The organism is Arcicella gelida (assembly GCF_034931025.1).
Taxonomy (GTDB): Bacteria; Bacteroidota; Bacteroidia; order Cytophagales; family Spirosomataceae; genus Arcicella; species Arcicella gelida.
On sequence record NZ_JAYGIL010000003.1, the window covers coordinates 197,153 to 214,943 of the forward strand.

General features: G+C 34.9%; 11 protein-coding genes. 5 read left to right on the plus strand and 6 right to left on the minus strand.

Annotated features, from left to right (window positions below):
• Positions 1–33: 33 nt before the first annotated feature.
• The 3 genes from VB776_RS02690 to VB776_RS02700 all read right to left on the minus strand — a co-directional run bounded on the left by VB776_RS02690 (position 34) and on the right by VB776_RS02700 (position 2,756).
• Positions 34–501, minus strand: coding sequence for a MarR family winged helix-turn-helix transcriptional regulator (locus tag VB776_RS02690; protein ID WP_323256251.1), 468 nt, complete (start codon positions 499–501; stop codon positions 34–36).
• A gap of 220 nt (positions 502–721) precedes the next feature.
• On the minus strand, positions 722–1,267 hold the full coding sequence (locus VB776_RS02695; RefSeq protein ID WP_323325771.1) for a hypothetical protein: 546 nt from the start codon (positions 1,265–1,267) through the stop codon (positions 722–724).
• A gap of 256 nt (positions 1,268–1,523) precedes the next feature.
• Positions 1,524–2,756: an ROK family protein gene (locus VB776_RS02700; protein WP_323325773.1), complete on the minus strand. Its 1,233-nt coding sequence runs from the start codon at positions 2,754–2,756 to the stop codon at positions 1,524–1,526.
• Between the two features lie 652 nt (positions 2,757–3,408).
• On the opposite strand from VB776_RS02700, the gene VB776_RS02705 reads away from it, so the two are divergent.
• The 4 genes from VB776_RS02705 (at position 3,409) to VB776_RS02720 (ending at position 12,964) form a co-directional block, all read left to right on the plus strand.
• Entirely contained in the window at positions 3,409–6,489 is a 3,081-nt protein-coding gene (locus tag VB776_RS02705; protein ID WP_323325776.1) for a SusC/RagA family TonB-linked outer membrane protein, read from the plus strand.
• 26 nt (positions 6,490–6,515) lie between these two features.
• Complete coding sequence (locus VB776_RS02710) at positions 6,516–8,099, plus strand: SusD/RagB family nutrient-binding outer membrane lipoprotein (RefSeq protein WP_323325777.1); 1,584 nt, start codon at positions 6,516–6,518, stop codon at positions 8,097–8,099.
• Positions 8,100–8,294: 195 nt separating this feature from the next.
• The gene (locus VB776_RS02715) at positions 8,295–11,567 is read left to right on the plus strand and encodes a VCBS repeat-containing protein (RefSeq protein ID WP_323325778.1); all 3,273 of its coding nucleotides are present in this window, start codon (positions 8,295–8,297) and stop codon (positions 11,565–11,567) included.
• Between the two features lie 44 nt (positions 11,568–11,611).
• Entirely contained in the window at positions 11,612–12,964 is a 1,353-nt protein-coding gene (locus VB776_RS02720; RefSeq protein WP_323325779.1) for a vanadium-dependent haloperoxidase, read from the plus strand.
• A 51-nt stretch (positions 12,965–13,015) separates the two neighbouring features.
• On the opposite strand, the gene VB776_RS02725 is transcribed toward VB776_RS02720, so the two are convergent.
• Positions 13,016–13,987 (minus strand): hypothetical protein, encoded by a 972-nt coding sequence (locus tag VB776_RS02725; protein WP_323325780.1) that lies wholly within the window; start codon positions 13,985–13,987, stop codon positions 13,016–13,018.
• Positions 13,988–14,293: 306 nt separating this feature from the next.
• On the opposite strand from VB776_RS02725, the gene VB776_RS02730 reads away from it, so the two are divergent.
• Positions 14,294–15,028: a hypothetical protein gene (locus VB776_RS02730; protein ID WP_323325781.1), complete on the plus strand. Its 735-nt coding sequence runs from the start codon at positions 14,294–14,296 to the stop codon at positions 15,026–15,028.
• Between the two features lie 512 nt (positions 15,029–15,540).
• Here VB776_RS02730 and VB776_RS02735 read toward each other — a convergent pair.
• On the minus strand, positions 15,541–17,007 hold the full coding sequence (locus VB776_RS02735; protein WP_323325782.1) for an amidohydrolase: 1,467 nt from the start codon (positions 17,005–17,007) through the stop codon (positions 15,541–15,543).
• Between the two features lie 21 nt (positions 17,008–17,028).
• The gene (locus tag VB776_RS02740; RefSeq protein ID WP_323325783.1) at positions 17,029–17,754 is read right to left on the minus strand and encodes a nitroreductase family protein; all 726 of its coding nucleotides are present in this window, start codon (positions 17,752–17,754) and stop codon (positions 17,029–17,031) included.
• Positions 17,755–17,791: the final 37 nt, after the last annotated feature.

A 17,791-nucleotide genomic window follows, 5' to 3' on the forward strand; every position in this document is an offset into this window, starting at 1 on the left:
ACATTTAAAATAATTTCATTCCAGATTTTTTCATCAGATAAACTCGTCTTCGCCGATGTTATCGGCTTTATAACCAGCAGTATCTATATCGACAACTTCGCTGATTTTTTCCATGACTTCAAAGAAAATCTCTAATTTTTCAGCACCGATTTTTTCATAAATCGCATTGTTGAAAATTAATACGCCTTCACGAGCTTTATCTCTTTTGCGTTTGCCTTCTTCGGTAAGATATACTTTTACTACTCTTCGGTCTTCTTCGTCGGTTTCTCTTCTAATCCATTTTTTATCTTCCAAAGATTTTAACATTCTGGTTAAACTTCGAGGTTCTAAGCCTAAAGCGGGTGCTATTTTAGTAGCAGGCGTTCCTTTTTTATCAATATTTAATAAAACATAACCTATTGCCATTGTCATGTCGAATGGAGCGGCAAATGAATTATACATTCTACTGATGGCATGCCAACCTGATTTTATGTGATAATCTACGGTTTTATCTGCTTTCATATTGGATAAATTGTTTCTAAAAACTTAAGATACAGTATTAGGGAAATTTTAATTGAATGTTATGCTTTGCATAATATGGTAAAAATGGTAAAGAAAAAATTGTTCTGCAAGCATACTACTAAAATAATGATTATTCAACCGTTTTTGAGCAAAAAAAAGAGCAAGCTTTTTGAAAGCTTACTCTGGTATTGAAAAACAATATGATTGAAGAAGAATAACTTTACTTATACTGCGACTTTATTTTGTTCCCTTTCATTCTTCTTACTTTTACTTTCATATTGGTAAAAACACTTCTTGAAAGCATAATGCGTACTCTTGGTTTTTTGTAAATGACTAAGTATTTACTTCCTTCGTAATCTATGCGAGAAAACATTGGACTACCATTATTGTCAACCAATTGATAAAAGTATTCTCCCTTTTCACCCGCTACAGGTCCAAATCTTAAAGAACTTTCTTCATTACTTTTTTCAAAAGCAATCATCAAATGTCCATTATTTTCAGTTTGTACAATGCCGGGAGTATTTTTTTCTAAGGCAATTCTATTGATGTATCTACCATTTTTAAAAACAACTTTTCCTGATTTGATATTGGCATCTGAAGAAGGTACTTCCCTTTCTAGGTAGAGTGGATTATCATTATAAAATTGTATCCGAGTGAGGTCAAGTTCATTTTCTTGAAGTTGGTGCATTAATGAGCCTGTCAAATAAACATTTTTTTGACAGCTTGCTAAAGTTATAACACTGATGATAAATAGAATCTTTTTCATTACTCTGGCGAATTAGATTGGAGGCGTGACCATAAAAATACTCAAAAAGTTAATCAAAATCCAAATTTACAGTGATTATCAGTATGATAAATAATTTAGAGGTGAAAAAGAAGGAAATTTGAGGATATTGATGATATTTTTATCGAGCTAATTCAAAATGAAGAAGAGAAGTAAGAAGTGCTAGTACTAAAGTTATTTAAGTATATCACAGCCATCGGAAACCGTGATATACTTAAACTTATATAAAAGAGTACGATTATGAAACCATAATATTTTCGATTAAATATACTTGTGTACCAAGCATTCTGGCAGACTCGCCCAAAGTGGAAATCTCGATACTTAAATTACTTTTAAAATCTACCAAACAGTATTTATTGATAGCTTGTTCAATTGGATTACTGATAAACCTGCCTGCTTTTGCGAGAATTCCATTAACAACAATTGCTTCTGGATTAAACAAATGTACAGCGATTGAAAGTCCTTTTCCCATTTCTTTACCAATATCGTAAAGTAAATCAATCGCTAGGGCATCGCCGCCGTTGGCAACTTTAATGACGAATTCTATATCAATTTCTTCAAGATTAGTTTTCGCTAATTTAGAGACTTTCCCTTCTTTCAGACATTCTTTAATTCTACGTATTAAGGAAGCTGCCGAAGTAAGGGTATCCAAGCAACCTACTTTTCCACAATGACAAAGTTCTCCGTTTTCTTTTACTTGGATATGTCCAAGTTCACCAGCAAAGCCATTTGAACCTTGAAATACCTTTCCATTTAATACAATTCCTAAACCAACGCCACCCCAGTCCATATTAACAGAGAAAACATTTTGCATTCCTTTAGCCAAGCCAAATTGATTTTCGCCAATAATGGTGGCCTGAGTATCATTAATAAGATAAAAAGGTAATGAAAGGCTATTTTCAAGCCATTCAACCATAGATTGCGTTTCAGGATTTACTCTTCTGTAAGTATAATTAAAACCACTTCTTGGGTTAATTAAACCCGGCATCGAAATACCAACTCCGATAAGTTCACTAAGGCTAATGCCGTACTTCGCTACAATTTCATTGATTGAAGCTGCAATTTTATTTAAAATCAGCGGACTGTCCTCTAAGCAGAAATGCAAGTCTTCTTCAAAGAGAACTTGATTTTGCAAGTTGAGGATGGCTGCCTTCGAACGATGCACAGCTATGTCCAATATAATAGTATATCGATTTTTGGGATTCAATGAATATAGAATAGGCTTTCTACCAAATTGTGCTTCAGCAGGACCAATTTCTATAATCCAGTGTTCATCCATCAATTCTTCTAATAATGCCGTAACTGAAGGTACACTAGAGTGTATCTCTTTAGTTAATTGAGCAATTGTTTTATTGCCATTAAAGTATAAGTCTTGTAATATTTTACGTCTTAAACTATTTTTCTTCTTATCGACAATCGACTCTTTATCAAATACTTCTAATTCAGAAGGTTCTATGGAAGTGAAAGACATGTTTTAATCAATGGAGTTTATGTGAAAAATAAGGTTATCAATTTTGAGCATAATCACCTCAGTAAATCTTCCGAAAAGGAGTTTTTACTGAGCTAAAAAGCGATAGTTAAAATGGTTTCATTACAAAAGAACAAAAAAATAAATTTCCTTACAACCGAGTTGTCTGGAATGTAAATAATTCGTTCTTTAATTTTTAATATTTTTTACTAATTAATATTTCGTAAAAATGCCGTACTAGTTTAAAATATTTGCAATTCAGGTAATATATTTCCGTTTTAAAGAAAATTTTGCATTTTTTTTTAGATTTTTTAATAATTTTGGTCAATACTTACAGTATTTTCTTATATTTATTAACTTTTTTATCAAAAAGAGGAAATGGTATATTTTAAATAAAATTATTATATGTTAAATATATGTAAATTTAATTTAATAAAGAGTCTTATTTTGATGATTAATATTAAATAAATTTGCTTATAATATAAAAAAATAGAGGTGGGCTGTGCAGCTGAAATAATCAATTGAATGTCAAATTAATTAATAATATAGTCATGTACACAAAAACCCAAGTCCCGCCCTGAAGCCATCTGTTAAGTATTTTGGCCAAGGTCATGTTTATTAAAAAAGTCTATTTTTCACTGTAATCTTAAAAAAAATGAAAGCATGCAAAAGTAATTTTACAATGTTAATTACTGCATTACTACTCTTTTCAAGCTCGCAACTATTTGCGCAAGCTATAAAAGGTAAAGTAACAGACAGTAATCAATCACCTCTGGTAGGGGTTAACATCCTTCTTAAAGGAACTGCCAAAGGAACAGTTACCGATGTTTCGGGTAACTACAGTATTAATGTCCCTAAAGGTGGAATTTTGATTTTCCGCTCATTAGGATTTGCTACTAAAGAAGTAGAAGTAGGTGATCGTTCAGTTGTTGATGTTGTATTGGAGGTTAAGGCTGAAAGTCTTGATGAAGTAGTCGTAACTGCTTTGGGTGTTCAGAAGGACAAAAAAGCATTAGGTTATGCTGTAACTGAGCTAAAAGGTAGCGAATTTACTCAAGCTCGTGAATTAAACCTTGGTAATGCTCTTTCTGGTAAAATTGCAGGGGTAAATGCTACGAGTACAGCTACTGGTCCTGGTGGTTCTAGCCGTGTAATTATCCGTGGTAATGGTTCTTTGGGCCCCAATAACCAGCCTTTGTATGTAATCAATGGTGTACCTATGGATAATACTAATGTAAATTCTGCTGGGATGTGGGGTGGTTTTGATACAGGTGATGGTTTGAGCTCAATCAACCCAGATGATATCGAATCTGTTACAGTATTAAAAGGTGGTGCATCTGCTGCTTTATATGGTTTCCGAGCAGGTAATGGTGTAATTTTGATTACAACCAAAAGTGGTAAAGGACAAAAAGGCTTAGGAGTTGACTTTAACTCTACTTATACTGCTGAAATGCCATTGAAACTCTCTGATTATCAATATCAATATGGTTCGGGTACACGTGGTGCAAAACCAACAACTGTTGCCGAGGCTATTGATGCTGGTACAATGTCGTGGGGTGCTAAATTAGATGGTTCTCCAGTAATCCAAGCAGATGGTGTTTCTCGTCCTTATGTAGCTCAGAAAGATAATGTCAAAAATTTCTACAATGTAGGAAGTACATTCTCTAATACGCTTGCAGTATCGGGTGGTAGCCAGAATTTGAATTTCCGATTCTCAATGTCGAATGCTGACTCTAAAAGTGTTATTCCTAATTCAACTTTCGGACGTAAATCATTTAACTTGAGTACAAATGGAAAGCTTTCTGATAAAATTGTATTTGAAAGTGTAATACAGTATAACGTTGAAAAAGGTGAAAACCGTTCATTCTTGTCTGACACTCCTAAAAACCCTAACGTAGCGGCTCAATTATTGGCTACAAGTATTGATATTCGTACTTTGGCTCCAGGTGTTGATAGCCGTGGTTATGAATCACTTTGGAATAGTAACACATATTCTCAAAACCCGTATTTTGCTACTACTAAAGTGAAAAATACAGATGATCGTAACCGTTTCATGGGTTCATTTAACTTACGTTATAACTTCAACGATAATTTCTATGCAAAAGGACGTTTAGGTACAGATTTTAACCAATTGAGATTCTGGCAAATAGAACCTACTGGTCTTGCATATAGTACACAAGGTAGTATGAGCCAAAGTGATCGTAAGATTATCGAAACTAATGCTGAGTTAATCGTAGGGTTCCAAAAAGAAGTAAATAATCTTTCAATCAACGCTTTTGTAGGAGGGAATCAAATGTTAAGAACGAATGAAATGACTAGCGTTAGTGGTAGTCAATTTAATGTTCCATTCAATTATTTCCCTAAAAACTTGCTTTCAAGCAACTGGGACTATGATTATAAAAAACGTGCTGTAAATTCAATATATGGTTCGGCTGATTTTGGGTATAAGAATATCCTTTTCTTAACATTGACAGGTCGTAATGACTGGTTCTCTACATTAGACCCTAAAAACAATAATATCTTTTATCCAGGTGTAAGTACGGGTTTTGTTTTCTCTGATGCTATCGCTGAACGTCCAAACTGGTTGACTTATGGTAAATTACGTGCTTCTTGGGCTACTGTAGGAGGTGGATATCCAGAAGAATATGCCTTGAACTTACCATATACTTTGCAATCAAACCCATATTCTGTTTATCCATTAATGAATATTGGTAGCAACACAATTCCAAACTCAACGTTAAAACCAAACTCTACTACTACATCTGAACTAGGGATTGAATTGAAAACATTGAACAATCGCTTAGGAATCGATTTAACAGTCTATAACCGTGTTACTACTAATGATCCAGTTAAAGCTTCTGTTTCTTCAGCAAGTGGTTACCAAGATGTATTATTGAACGTAGGTCGTGTTGAAAACAAAGGTATTGAGGTTCTATTAACTGGTAATCCAGTAAGAACAAGTTTATTCAAATGGGATGTTAGTTACAACTTAGCTTATAATGACAATAAAGTAGCAACAATTGCTCCAGGATTGAAAACACTTTCTATGGATGAGTCTAGAACTCGTAACGCTTATGTTTATAACTTTGAAGGTCAGCCATTTGGTATGATTGCTGGTTACAGAGCTAAGAAAGATGCTGCTGGAAATACCGTTTATAACAAAGCTACTGGTTTACCAATCCAAGGAGAATTTACACAATTGGGTAGAGGCGTACCTCCAGTAACGATGGGTTTAACTAACTCGTTTAGCTACAAAAACTTCAACATGAGTTTCTTGATTGATGCTAAATTTGGTGCTTCGTTATATTCTGCAACGAATGCTTTTGCTACTAGATTTGGTTTAGCTCAAAGAACTGTCGAAAATGGTGTCAGAGAAACAGGGGTGACAGTTAAAGGTGTTGACGAAAATGGGGAGGCGTTTACTAAAACGATTTCTGCTCAAGATTACTTCACTGGTATTTCAACTACTATCACAGATGAGTTTGTTTATAGTGCTAATTACGCAAAGTTGAGACAATTGACATTTGGTTACAATATACCTAAATCAGTATTAGGTAAATCACCAATTCAATCATTGAGTATCTCTTTTGTAGCTCGTAACTTGTTGATGTTGTTCAATAATGTGCCAAATGTTGACCCAGAATCTACTTACAACAACGGTAATGCTCAAGGTTTAGAAATGTTTGGTGTGCCAACTACACGTAGTTTTGGCTTAAACTTAATGGCTAAATTCTAGTTTTTTTACTCAAAACTTTTGAAATAATGATTAGATATATAAAACAAAAAAGAGGATTAATGCTAACAGGTATGCTAACAGCAGCCTCATTGTTAGCCTCATCATGCGATAGTGGTTTCGAAGAAATGAACAAAAACCCTAACGCACTTACTGACCCAGTTTTAGAAAACTTGTTTACTTATAACATCGTTAAAACTGCGGGTACTGGATACGAAAACCACCGTGCCAATTTGATTTACTGTGGTGCAATGATTCAACATTTTGCTTCATTGAACACTTACTGGTCGGGTGATAAATATTTGTCGAATGTTGAATACTACAGTGCTTATTTCGATACTGGTTACCAAAACCAAGTAAAAGAAATTGAGCAGATAGTATCATTGACAAAAGATAATACAGCTTTAAGCAACAAGTATAACATTGCTAGAATCTGGAGAGCATATATCTATAGCCGTATGACTGACCTTTACGGAGATATTCCTTACTCTGAGGCTGGTAAAGGTTATTTGTCTAACGTGTATTCTCCAAAATATGACAAGCAAGCTGACATTTATGCTGATTTGTTGAAAGAATTGGAGGCGGCTGGCACTGCCCTAGATGCTTCAAAAGCAACTTACGGTGCTGCTGACCCTGTATATGGTGGAGATGTAGCAAAATGGAAACGTTTTGCTAACTCATTGATGCTTCGTTTAGGTATGCGTTTAACTAAAGTTGATGCAGCCGCTGCTCAGACTTGGGTGAAAAAAGCTATTGCTGCTGGTGTAATGCAAAGCAATGATGATCTTGCTAAGATTAATCACCTAAACACTAATGATAACAACCGTAACTTAGATGGTAATACTTTAAGAACACAAGAGTATGATCCTACTAACTTTAAAGGAATTGCTAAAAGTAAATTGAGTAATACTTTTGTTTCTTTCTTGAAGAACAACAATGACCCTCGTTTACCATACATTGCTACTTTATGGCAAGGAAATGCTGATGCTACTCAGCAAGTAACAAGTACATTACCAGAATTACAAAAAGGTTTACCAAATGGTTATGACAATATAACAATCAAAACGTTGATTCCAACTTGGGGTGATAATTCTTTGGCTGAATATTCTGAAGCAAACCTAAACTATATCGCTAGTCCAGCAGCTCCAACTGTATTCCAAACGTATGCAGAGGTTGAATACTTATTAGCTGAAGCAGCAGTTCGTGGTTGGGGCGATGGCCAAGCGGCTACTCACTACAATAAAGGTGTTACTGCAGCTATGAAAATGTTTAGTTTGTATGGTGCAACGATTTCTGATGCTGATGTTACAGCTTACTTATTGGCACATCCTTATACTGCTACTACTGTGAACGCTCAGATGGAACAAATCCATACACAATATTGGGCTGTTAATTTCTTGAACTCTTACGAAGCGTATGCAAACTGGAGACGTACTGGCTACCCTGTGTTGACTCCGACTAACTACGTAGGTAATGAAACTGGTGGTGTAATTCCTCGCCGTTTGAAATACCCTCAGTCGGAAGCAAGTAAAAATGCTACTCAATACAATGCTGCAATTGCTCAACAAGGAGCTGATTTGTTTACTACTCGTATGTGGTGGGATAAACAATAATTTGGCTTTGAGTCTTTAGGTTTAAACTAGAGACGAAAGTACTGTTAAAATTTTAAAGCTATTATCAAAATGCCTCTGTTTACGGAGGCATTTTGAATAATAGAGAAGTTCAAAATTTTGGTATCTTAATTATATTACCTTATATTTTCATTTTTTATATTCCCTAACTGATAATTTATTCAAATTAAGAATCATATGAAATTGACTTATTCATTGTTGCTACAGATGTTGTTTGGGTTAATTGCCATTTCTGCAAATGCCCAATTTAGACTTGTGCCCTCTGCTGAGTCTGGCGTAACTTTCGTGAATCAGTTGACAGAAACCGAAAAACACAATGTATTGGCTTATGAATACTTTTACAATGGTGGAGGCGTAGCAGTTGGAGATTTGAATAATGATGGACTATTAGATTTATATTTTACTGGTAACATGGTACAAGACCAAGTTTACCAAAACTTAGGAAACTTAAAATTTAAAAATGTTACGCTCCAAGCTAGCATAAGTAAAGGTAACGGCTGGAAAACTGGCGTAAGCTTCGTCGATATTAATCAAGATGGTTGGCTTGATATTTATGTTTGCTATTCGGGCGATGTTGATGCTAATGCTCGTCGAAATAAACTTTATATCAATCAAAAAAACTTCAAATTTTTAGAAAAAGCCGCAATGTATGGCCTTGATTCTCCCACTAATTCTACACAAGCTGCATTTTTCGATTATGACAAAGACGGTGATTTAGATTGCTTTTTACTCAACCATAGCATCAAAGACTATAAGCGTTTTGATGCCTCGGTGCTAAAAGCCCAACGGGATGAAACCGCTGGTGACCGTTTACTCAAAAATGAAAATGGAAAGTTTGTAGATGTAAGTGCTAAGGCTCATATTAAAGGAAATCCGTTGGGTTTTGGATTAGGAATAGCAATTGCTGATATTAACCTTGACGGTTGGCCAGATATTTATGTTTCCAACGATTATATCGAACAGGATTATCTTTATCTCAATAATGGCGATGGCACTTTTACTGATAAATTGGAAGAATCGGTTGGACATTTGAGTCAGTTTTCAATGGGAAACGAAGTTGCGGATATGAACAACGACGGTTTTCCTGATATTTTTACACTTGATATGTTACCAGAAGACAACCGCCGACAAAAGCTGTTGTATGGTCCCGAAAATTATGAAAATTATAAAAGCATGATTCGCAATGGTTTTTATCATCAGATTATGCGAAATATGCTTCAGCTTAATAATGGGAATGGTACTTTTAGCGAAATTGCTCAATTGGCTGGTATCTCTAATACAGACTGGAGTTGGTCACCATTGGTGGCTGATTTTGATAACGATGGGTTTAAAGATTTGTTTGTTACGAATGGATACCTCCGTGATTATACCAACATGGATTTTATGAAGTTTTATGCGGACAAAGAACTCAAAGCCGCTCAGGGCAATCCGACTGCGATGATGGATATTTTAAAAGAAATGCCATCAACAGCTACACAAAACTATATTTTTAGAAATAACGGAAGATTACAGTTTGAAAACAAAACTGAAGATTGGCACTGTGACCAACTTTTATTATCAAACGGAGCCGTCTATGCCGATTTAGATAATGATGGAGACCTCGAAATTATTACCAACAATGTCAACAAAGAAGCTACAATCTATCAAAATGAAAATCCTGCACAACATTACTTAAAAGTACAACTTAGTGATATGGCTAAAAGCAATACTTATGGGGCTAAAGTTTGGGTATATCATCAAGGAAAATTACAATACAGAGAGCATTACCCAACCCGTGGATTTCAATCATGTATGTTGATGCCTTTGCATTTTGGAGTAGGAGAACATACGTTAATAGATAGCGTTAAGGTAGTTTTTGCTAACCAAACTTCTCAAGTATTCAAGTCGGTAAAGGCTAACCAAGTATTAAATATCAATGCTGAAAAAAATATTAAAGATATTCTTCCAGAAGCTAGAACTAGCTTATTTATTCCAATCAAAAACGATACAATTCCCTACGGAAATGTTGAAGATGACTATAATGATTTTAAACGTCAGTTATTATTGCCTAATATGCTATCGTATGTTGGTCCAAAAGTTGCTAAAGGCGATGTCAATGGCGATGGCTTGGAAGATATGTATATTGGTGGCTCAAAAGGGCAGTCGGGGGCTATCGTACTTCAACAATCCGATGGTTCATGGCTAGGTACGGAGCAATCAAGTATCGAATCGGATATTATGTGTACTGATACCGATGCACTATTTTTTGATGCCGATAACGATGGCGATCTCGATTTGTATGTAGTAAGTGGTGGTTATGCTTATTTACCAGACGATTTATTACTTCAAGATAGGTTGTATTTGAATGATGGGAAAGGACATTTTACAAAAAAAGAAGACAATTTAGTAACAGGTGATTTGAATAGTGACGCTTGTGTAGTTGCTTTAGATTTTGATCATGATGGAGATATTGATTTATTTATTGGTGGGAGAGGAGTACCCGGAGCATATCCGCTTGCAGTAACCAGTAGATTGTTACAAAACGATGGGAAAGGTGTTTTTACAGATGTTACAAAAACGCTAGCTCCATTCTTTGAAAAGTTGGGTATGATTACCACTGCCAAAAGCCTTGATATTAATAAAGATGGATGGGATGACCTAATTATTGCTGGAGATTGGAAACCCATAACCGTCTGGATAAACAACAAAGGTACATTTGTTCAAAATACTAATGCTATTGTAGGTAAAGAACTAAAAGGTTGGTGGAATACAATGGAATTAGCTGATCTAGATAACGATGGAGATTTGGATGTAGTTATAGGCAATTATGGTTTAAATAACCAATTGAAACCTTCTGACAAAGAACCTGTATCCTTAGTATATGGTGATTTCGACCAAAATGAAGCTATTGACCCTTTTCTTTGTTATTATGTTCAGGGAAAAGCCTATCCGTTGGTAAGTCGAGATGAAGCCTTAAATCAAGTATTCGCTTTGCGTAGAAAATTTACAAATTATGCTTCTTACGCCGAAGCTGAACTGAAAGATTTGCTAAGTCCAGAGCAACTGAAATTAGCAGATACGCTAACAGCTAATACTTTTCAATCAATTATATTGGAAAATAAAGGTGATGGCACATTTCAACCTATTACATTACCTATTGAAGCTCAATTTGCTCCAGTTTATGCAATTGCTTTGATAGATATTAATAAAGATGGATTAAAAGATTTGATTTTGGGAGGTAATCAGTTCCATAGTCGTATTAAAATAGGGAAAATGGATGCTAATTATGGGATGCTTTTCTTGAATAAAGGGAGTTGTTTATTTGAATATTTACCACAATATCAAGCTGGTTTTCAAGTAAAAGGAGAGGTTCGGGATATTATTACTACTAAGAATAAAAATGGTCAACAAGTACATTTTTTTAGAAATAATGATACCGTTTCGAGTTATCAATTAATAATGGATAAATAAGCACAATAATTTGATGTATAACCAATGATAAAGTTTTAGGGAAAATGAAAAAAACAAGTTTTATATATGTAATGATGTGTTTGGGAGTATTAGTACAAAATACTTTATATGCTAAAGAAACGCCTTTACTTACCGACACAAAAGCTTATGTGAAAGCTTTAAAGCTATTAACCGACGTTATGGTAAGTGATGTTACAGGCCCATGTGCAGCCGCACGTTATTATGCTTATGCAAACTTAGCTCCTTATGAAATTTTGTCGCATAATACTGCTAATCCCAAATTCGTAAAGCTGAAGGGAAAGTTAAATGCCTATCCCAATTTTGACGATTTAAAATCTACAAATCCTATCGCAGAGGATTTTGCTGCTATTTATTCTTTGTTAAGAATGGGCGAAGATTTGTTGCCCTCAGGTTATTCATTAGAAAATGCTCGTAAAGAATTAGTGAAAAAGGTAGGACAGTCTGGAAAAATAACTCCACAAGTTTTGCAAGCCTCTATTACTTATGCTGATTCAGTGGTGAAACGCTTAGTAAAATATGCAGCTAAAGATGGCTATGTAAAAACCAGTGGTTATTTACGTTATACTCCTGTGAATAAAGAAGGTTATTGGCAACCAACACCACCAGCTTATACCGAAGCTTACGAGCCACACTGGAGAACCCTTCGTCCTTTTGTGTTGGATAGTGCTGGTCAATTTAAACCAGATTCTGCTATTCCTTACAGTAAAGACAAAAATAGTGGATTTTATAAGCTTGCTAAAGAAGTTTATGATGCCACTCAGCATCTTACAAAAGAACAAATTCATATTGCTAATTTCTGGGATTGTAACCCATTTTTCTTAAATCAAAAAGGACACGTTAGTTTTGGTACAAAAAAAATATCTCCTGGAGGTCATTGGATGGGCATTACAGGAATAGCTTGTTTGCAGAAAAAAGTGAATTTAGCCGAAGCAGTACGTTGGCATGCGATGGTAGGTATTACGATGGCAGATGCTTTTATTTCATGTTGGGATGAAAAATATAGAAGTAATAGAATTAGACCCGAAACCGTAATTAATCAACAAATCGACCCTAATTGGAGAGGATTGTTACAAACCCCACCTTTTCCTGAATATACCAGTGGACATAGTGTTATTTCCTCAGCAGTAGCGACAGTTCTGACGCATTTAGTCGGCGATAATTTCGCCTATACCGATGTTGTAGAAGTTGAGTTTGGTATTCCTCAACGTTCATTTAAATCATTTAAGCAGGCAGCTTCAGAGGCCGCTATTTCTAGATTCTATGGAGGCATTCACTTCAAAGACTCTATCGACTATGGAGCAAAACAAGGAGCTAACATTGGGGACTTTGTGGTGATGAAAATGCAAACATTAGGCACTCAATCTATTTCGAAGTAGTAGACTAAAGTTTATTGAAAGATTGGATTATGAATGATACTTCTCAGCTTATTATTGCAAAGCTTCATGCTCTGCACGTAGTTTTTCTACTTGTAAAATATTATTTTGAATGTCTTTCATAATCCATCTTGCCCACCAACTTGCATAGAAATTGAAAGTTGTATTTAGTTTAAAATGACTATACAAATGTAGTCTGTGCGTAGTTGAATTGAGTTTTTCGAGCTCATAAGTACCATTCAAAACATTAAAATATTCACCGCCAATTACTACATGTTCATCCATTGTTGTGGATGGTATTTCATGAGGATAAGCTTTGATTGAAAAGGTCATTTTCTTTTTATCGATATACTCAGACACTGTTTCGTGAAATACTAACCCATTTGTGAAGATAGCTTCTCTGTATGCTCCGACACCTTCAAAATTTAATTCAGCTTTAATCGGTCTTGGGAATCCTAACGTTTTAGTGAGCCAGCCTTTATCTTGATTTGCTTCTATTGTACGTACACGAGTAACATTATGCCAAATTTTATCGGCTGGAGCTTTGATGTCAATATAAGTATATGCTTCGTAAGTTCCGGGAATAGCACCAATCATAGCTTCAATGGGAGCAACAAAAATTGGAAAAAGAACTAATATTGAAACATAGACATTGTTATCCTTTTTTTTCATTTTGAAATACCCTCCAATAAGTCCTCCAACTGAAGCAGCCACTAAAAATAATGGCATAACCATAAGCCAACAAGCCCAACCTTCAACCCCAAATCCTAACGTAACAAACAAGAATAGAAAAATAGGTACCCACGGAGCAATTACTTTGTATGCTGTTTCTTTTACCTTTTCTTCACTTGAAAAATAAACAACTAATGCACCAACAATGGTTGGCAAACAAAATAGAAAGGATATTGACATTACTGAAAATAATTCCCGCCATGTGTTAATACCAAAAAGAAGTCTCAATACAATAGCATATCCCGTTGGAATAGCTATTACTTTTAAAATATTTAAGATTTTTTGTTTGTGCATGATTAAGTATTAATTGGACTGCGTATTTTAATGATTGGTAGTCTTCATTATTAAATCTAAGTAAATTACACTTTCTATATATTCCTATTATAAATATGTTGAGTTTTGTACTAAAAAATATATAACAGAATGATGTTTTTTAAATTTTTCTATATTAACTTTAATTAATCAACAATCATGGACAAATAGCCTGTTAGTCAAGTTGATACACCACTAAATAAGTTCAAAAGCTTATTAATCGTTTTATTTTCTTGAACGGTTAATGAATATATTTTTATACCGTATTTTAATCTAAATCATATTATTATGCAAACTACACAAGAAACTGGAAATGCAGTAAACATTTCTAACTTCGAGTCACTTATCGCTAAGTGTATCACCTTTGGTGAACGTTACAACCCTTCAAGGGAATTATTGAAAATCCCTAATTTAGAAAATCAATTATCTGTAGCACGAGATTTACTCGACCAATCTAAAACTTTTGAAGCTGCATATAATAATGCTGTTATTGTAAGAAAAACAGCATTTGCCTCCTTGAAACCATTAGGGACTAAGGTTGTCGGCGCCTTGTCTATTGCTGGTCTTGATGATGCCGTTGTTGAAAAAGGGAAAGCTATTATTCGTAAAATAAGAGGGCAAAGAGCCACTGCAAAGCCAGAAGCTTATGAAGAAAACGGAATTACTGTTATTCCTAAAACTATTTCTTCTAGTCATCAAAGCTATGATTATTTAATAGAACACTTAAACTCGTTAATTGCCTTGTTAAATGTTCATCCTGAATATAATCCTAATGAAATTGAACTAAAAGTAGCTTCCTTGCAAGAGTATTCGGCTGAATTAAGAACAGCAAACACGGCAGTAATAAATGCTAGTGTAGCACTTGATATGTTTAGAAAGCAAAGAAATAAAACCTTGTATGAACCTAAAATTGGTTTGGTAGCCATTGCCTTTGATGTAAAAACTTATGTTAAAACAGTTTTTGGCGTAAGTAGCAATGAATACAATCAAGTAAGCGGTATTGCTTTCAGAAGTTTAAAGTAATATTTTATTGGTAATCAATACATAGCAAATCCTATGACGTTTAAGCATAAGGGTTTGCTATTTTTTTTGATGTGTTAATTGTCATTTAATTTGATAAATCGTACAGCTTGAGTAAATAACTCAACTGTTAGAATTAGCAAGTTGAAAGCTTAAATTAATAACCTGAATGTTAGAATTGTTAAGTCGATAGTTTGAATAGACAACATGACTGTTAGAATTGCAAAGTCAAGAGCTTGAATTAATAATCAGATTGTTTGAATTGATAACCTGATTGTTTGAATTAATAACTTGAGTATTTGAATTGCTAAATAGAGAGTTTGAATTACTAAGTTAAGAGCTTGAATGAATAATATAACTTTTAAAATTGATAGCGTGATGATATTTTTTATAAGTGTCTATGCACTTTTTAAAAATAATTTATTCGATAATGTTATTGTAAAAAATAAAAATACGAGGCACAAAAAATCCCCTTCTTGATTTGAGAAGGGGATAGGTAAAAAGAATTATAAATATTACTTTCTGTAATCTAAAGCAGGCTTTCTGTCGCCTAATAGTGCTTCGTACTTAAAGTTAGCTCCTCTTTTTTGTGTCCATTCTGCTTTTGCTTTGTCGATTAATGTTTGGTCTTTGAATAAATCTAAAGCCGTACAAGCTAAAGTTTTAGCCGCCACAATCATTCCTTTTTGCCCGATACCCATACCACTTGCAGCGGTTGATTGCCAACTATGTGCCGATGAACCCGGAACCCACGTAGCAGTCTGTAATCCTACCGTTGGTACAGTCCAACTAACGTCGCCTACATCAGTAGAACCCCCGCTTGTTGCACTTTCTGAGCCATCACGAAAATCTTTTACCAAGGCTGCATTTTCGATAGGCTGTTTTTGTTCACCTAAAGTCTCGCTTAATGATACTGCAAACTTCTTTTCTTCTTCATTATAGACAACCCCGCCAACTTTAGCCAAGTTACTGTGCATTACATTGGCTAAAGTAATATTTGGCAACAAGTTAAATACACCTCCTAATACTTCCCATTCAACTTTAGTTCCTGTTCCTAGTGCTGCACCTTGTGCCGCATTTTCGATGCGCTTCCAAACACCTTGAAGTATTTCACGGTCTTTATGGCGAGCGTAATAATATACTTCGGCATAAGCAGGTACTACATTAGGGGCTTCTCCGCCTTTTGTAATTACATAATGGATACGAGTATCTTGTGGGATATGTTCACGCATCATGTTGACCATCATATTCATTGCTTCAACGCCATCTAAAGCAGAACGCCCACGTTCTGGAGATGCAGCAGCGTGTGAGGCAATTCCTTTAAAACGAAATTTAGCATTTTTATTGGCTAAAGAAGTACCCGCATCGGCTGAATTCTGCGCACCCGGATGCCAATGAAGGACTACATCTACATCATTAAAAAAGCCTTCTCGTACCATATAGACTTTACCTGAACCACCTTCTTCCGCAGGGCATCCATAAATCTTGATAGTTCCTTTTTGACCAGACTTTACTAACCAATTCTTTACTTCAACAGCAGCAGCGACTGAAGCAGTACCGAATAAATTATGTCCGCATCCATGACCGCCTTTTTGATTAGGAATAGGACTAATCTCAGGAACAGCTTGTTGAGCTAATCCGGGTAGAGCATCGTATTCACCTAAAATACCAATAACAGGTTTTCCTTCTCCAAAACTTGCAACGAATGCAGTAGGAATTCCCGCTATGCCTGCTTGTACTGTAAAGCCTTCTTTCTTGAGTTGTTCTTGTAAAAGCAAAGAACTTTTTTCTTCCATGTAACCCAATTCTGCAAAATTCCATATCTGTTTTGATATACCTGCATACTCATCGAAGCGTTTATCAATGTTGCTGATAATTGTTTGCTTGTCGGTTTCTGAAGATGAAGTTGTACTTGCTTTTTTCTTTTGGGCATTTCCCAAAAATGACATGAGCGTTAGTGCGAGTAATAATGGTTTTTTCATAAAATAAAGATAGTTTGTTAATTATACTTCAAAGATTACCTCTTGATTAGGCACACGGACTCTATCTGAATAGATACCTTCAGGTTTTCCAATGCCACATGCTATAATCATATTAATTTCTGCTGAAGAAGGAAGCTTTAAGATTTTTTTAACTAAGTCGCTATCAAAACCTTCCATTGGGCAAGTGTCATATCCTTCCGATGCCATGCTTAACATGAATGTTTGAGCCGCTAATGCACATGATTTATGACACATTACTCGCTGGTCGCCATGATTACGAATTCTCAAGAAAGGTTTATTAAAGCCCATGAAAAATACAATAATGCTTCTAAATAAAGTATTAAAGCCGAATGGGTCATATCTGTAAACCAATGGCATTAATTTCTTGTAATAATCAAAAGCTCTAAGGTCTTTTTTAGTTAATTCTTTGCCTTCAAATTGTTTTTCAAGCTTGTCGATGTTCCATTGTACTCTTTCTTTCCATTTATCTTGGCGAGTCACAAAAACAACTAACTGATTAGCCGTTTTAGCAGCCGATTGCCCCATACAAGCTTTATTAAGGGCTTCATGAACAGCTTTCGTTTTAATTTGATAAAACTCCCAAAGTTGCATATTACTGCTATTTGCTGAAAGTACTGATAATGCTAAGGATTTAGAAACGACGGATTCATCAAAAGGAGCATTGTTATCGAAAATTCTTACCGAGCGACGTCTATCTACAATGCTTTGAAATGTGGAGCCAAACATATTTTATGGTTAGGATAATTTGTAAATGTAATTTACT

Coding starts and splice junctions, on each gene's coding strand:
- VB776_RS02690 (WP_323256251.1), bottom strand. CDS start 501: ATGAAAGCAGATAAAACCGTAGATTATCACATAAAATCAGGTTGGCAT.
- VB776_RS02695 (WP_323325771.1), bottom strand. CDS start 1,267: ATGAAAAAGATTCTATTTATCATCAGTGTTATAACTTTAGCAAGCTGT.
- VB776_RS02700 (WP_323325773.1), bottom strand. CDS start 2,756: ATGTCTTTCACTTCCATAGAACCTTCTGAATTAGAAGTATTTGATAAA.
- VB776_RS02705 (WP_323325776.1), top strand. CDS start 3,409: ATGAAAGCATGCAAAAGTAATTTTACAATGTTAATTACTGCATTACTA.
- VB776_RS02710 (WP_323325777.1), top strand. CDS start 6,516: ATGATTAGATATATAAAACAAAAAAGAGGATTAATGCTAACAGGTATG.
- VB776_RS02715 (WP_323325778.1), top strand. CDS start 8,295: ATGAAATTGACTTATTCATTGTTGCTACAGATGTTGTTTGGGTTAATT.
- VB776_RS02720 (WP_323325779.1), top strand. CDS start 11,612: ATGAAAAAAACAAGTTTTATATATGTAATGATGTGTTTGGGAGTATTA.
- VB776_RS02725 (WP_323325780.1), bottom strand. CDS start 13,987: ATGCACAAACAAAAAATCTTAAATATTTTAAAAGTAATAGCTATTCCA.
- VB776_RS02730 (WP_323325781.1), top strand. CDS start 14,294: ATGCAAACTACACAAGAAACTGGAAATGCAGTAAACATTTCTAACTTC.
- VB776_RS02735 (WP_323325782.1), bottom strand. CDS start 17,007: ATGAAAAAACCATTATTACTCGCACTAACGCTCATGTCATTTTTGGGA.
- VB776_RS02740 (WP_323325783.1), bottom strand. CDS start 17,754: ATGTTTGGCTCCACATTTCAAAGCATTGTAGATAGACGTCGCTCGGTA.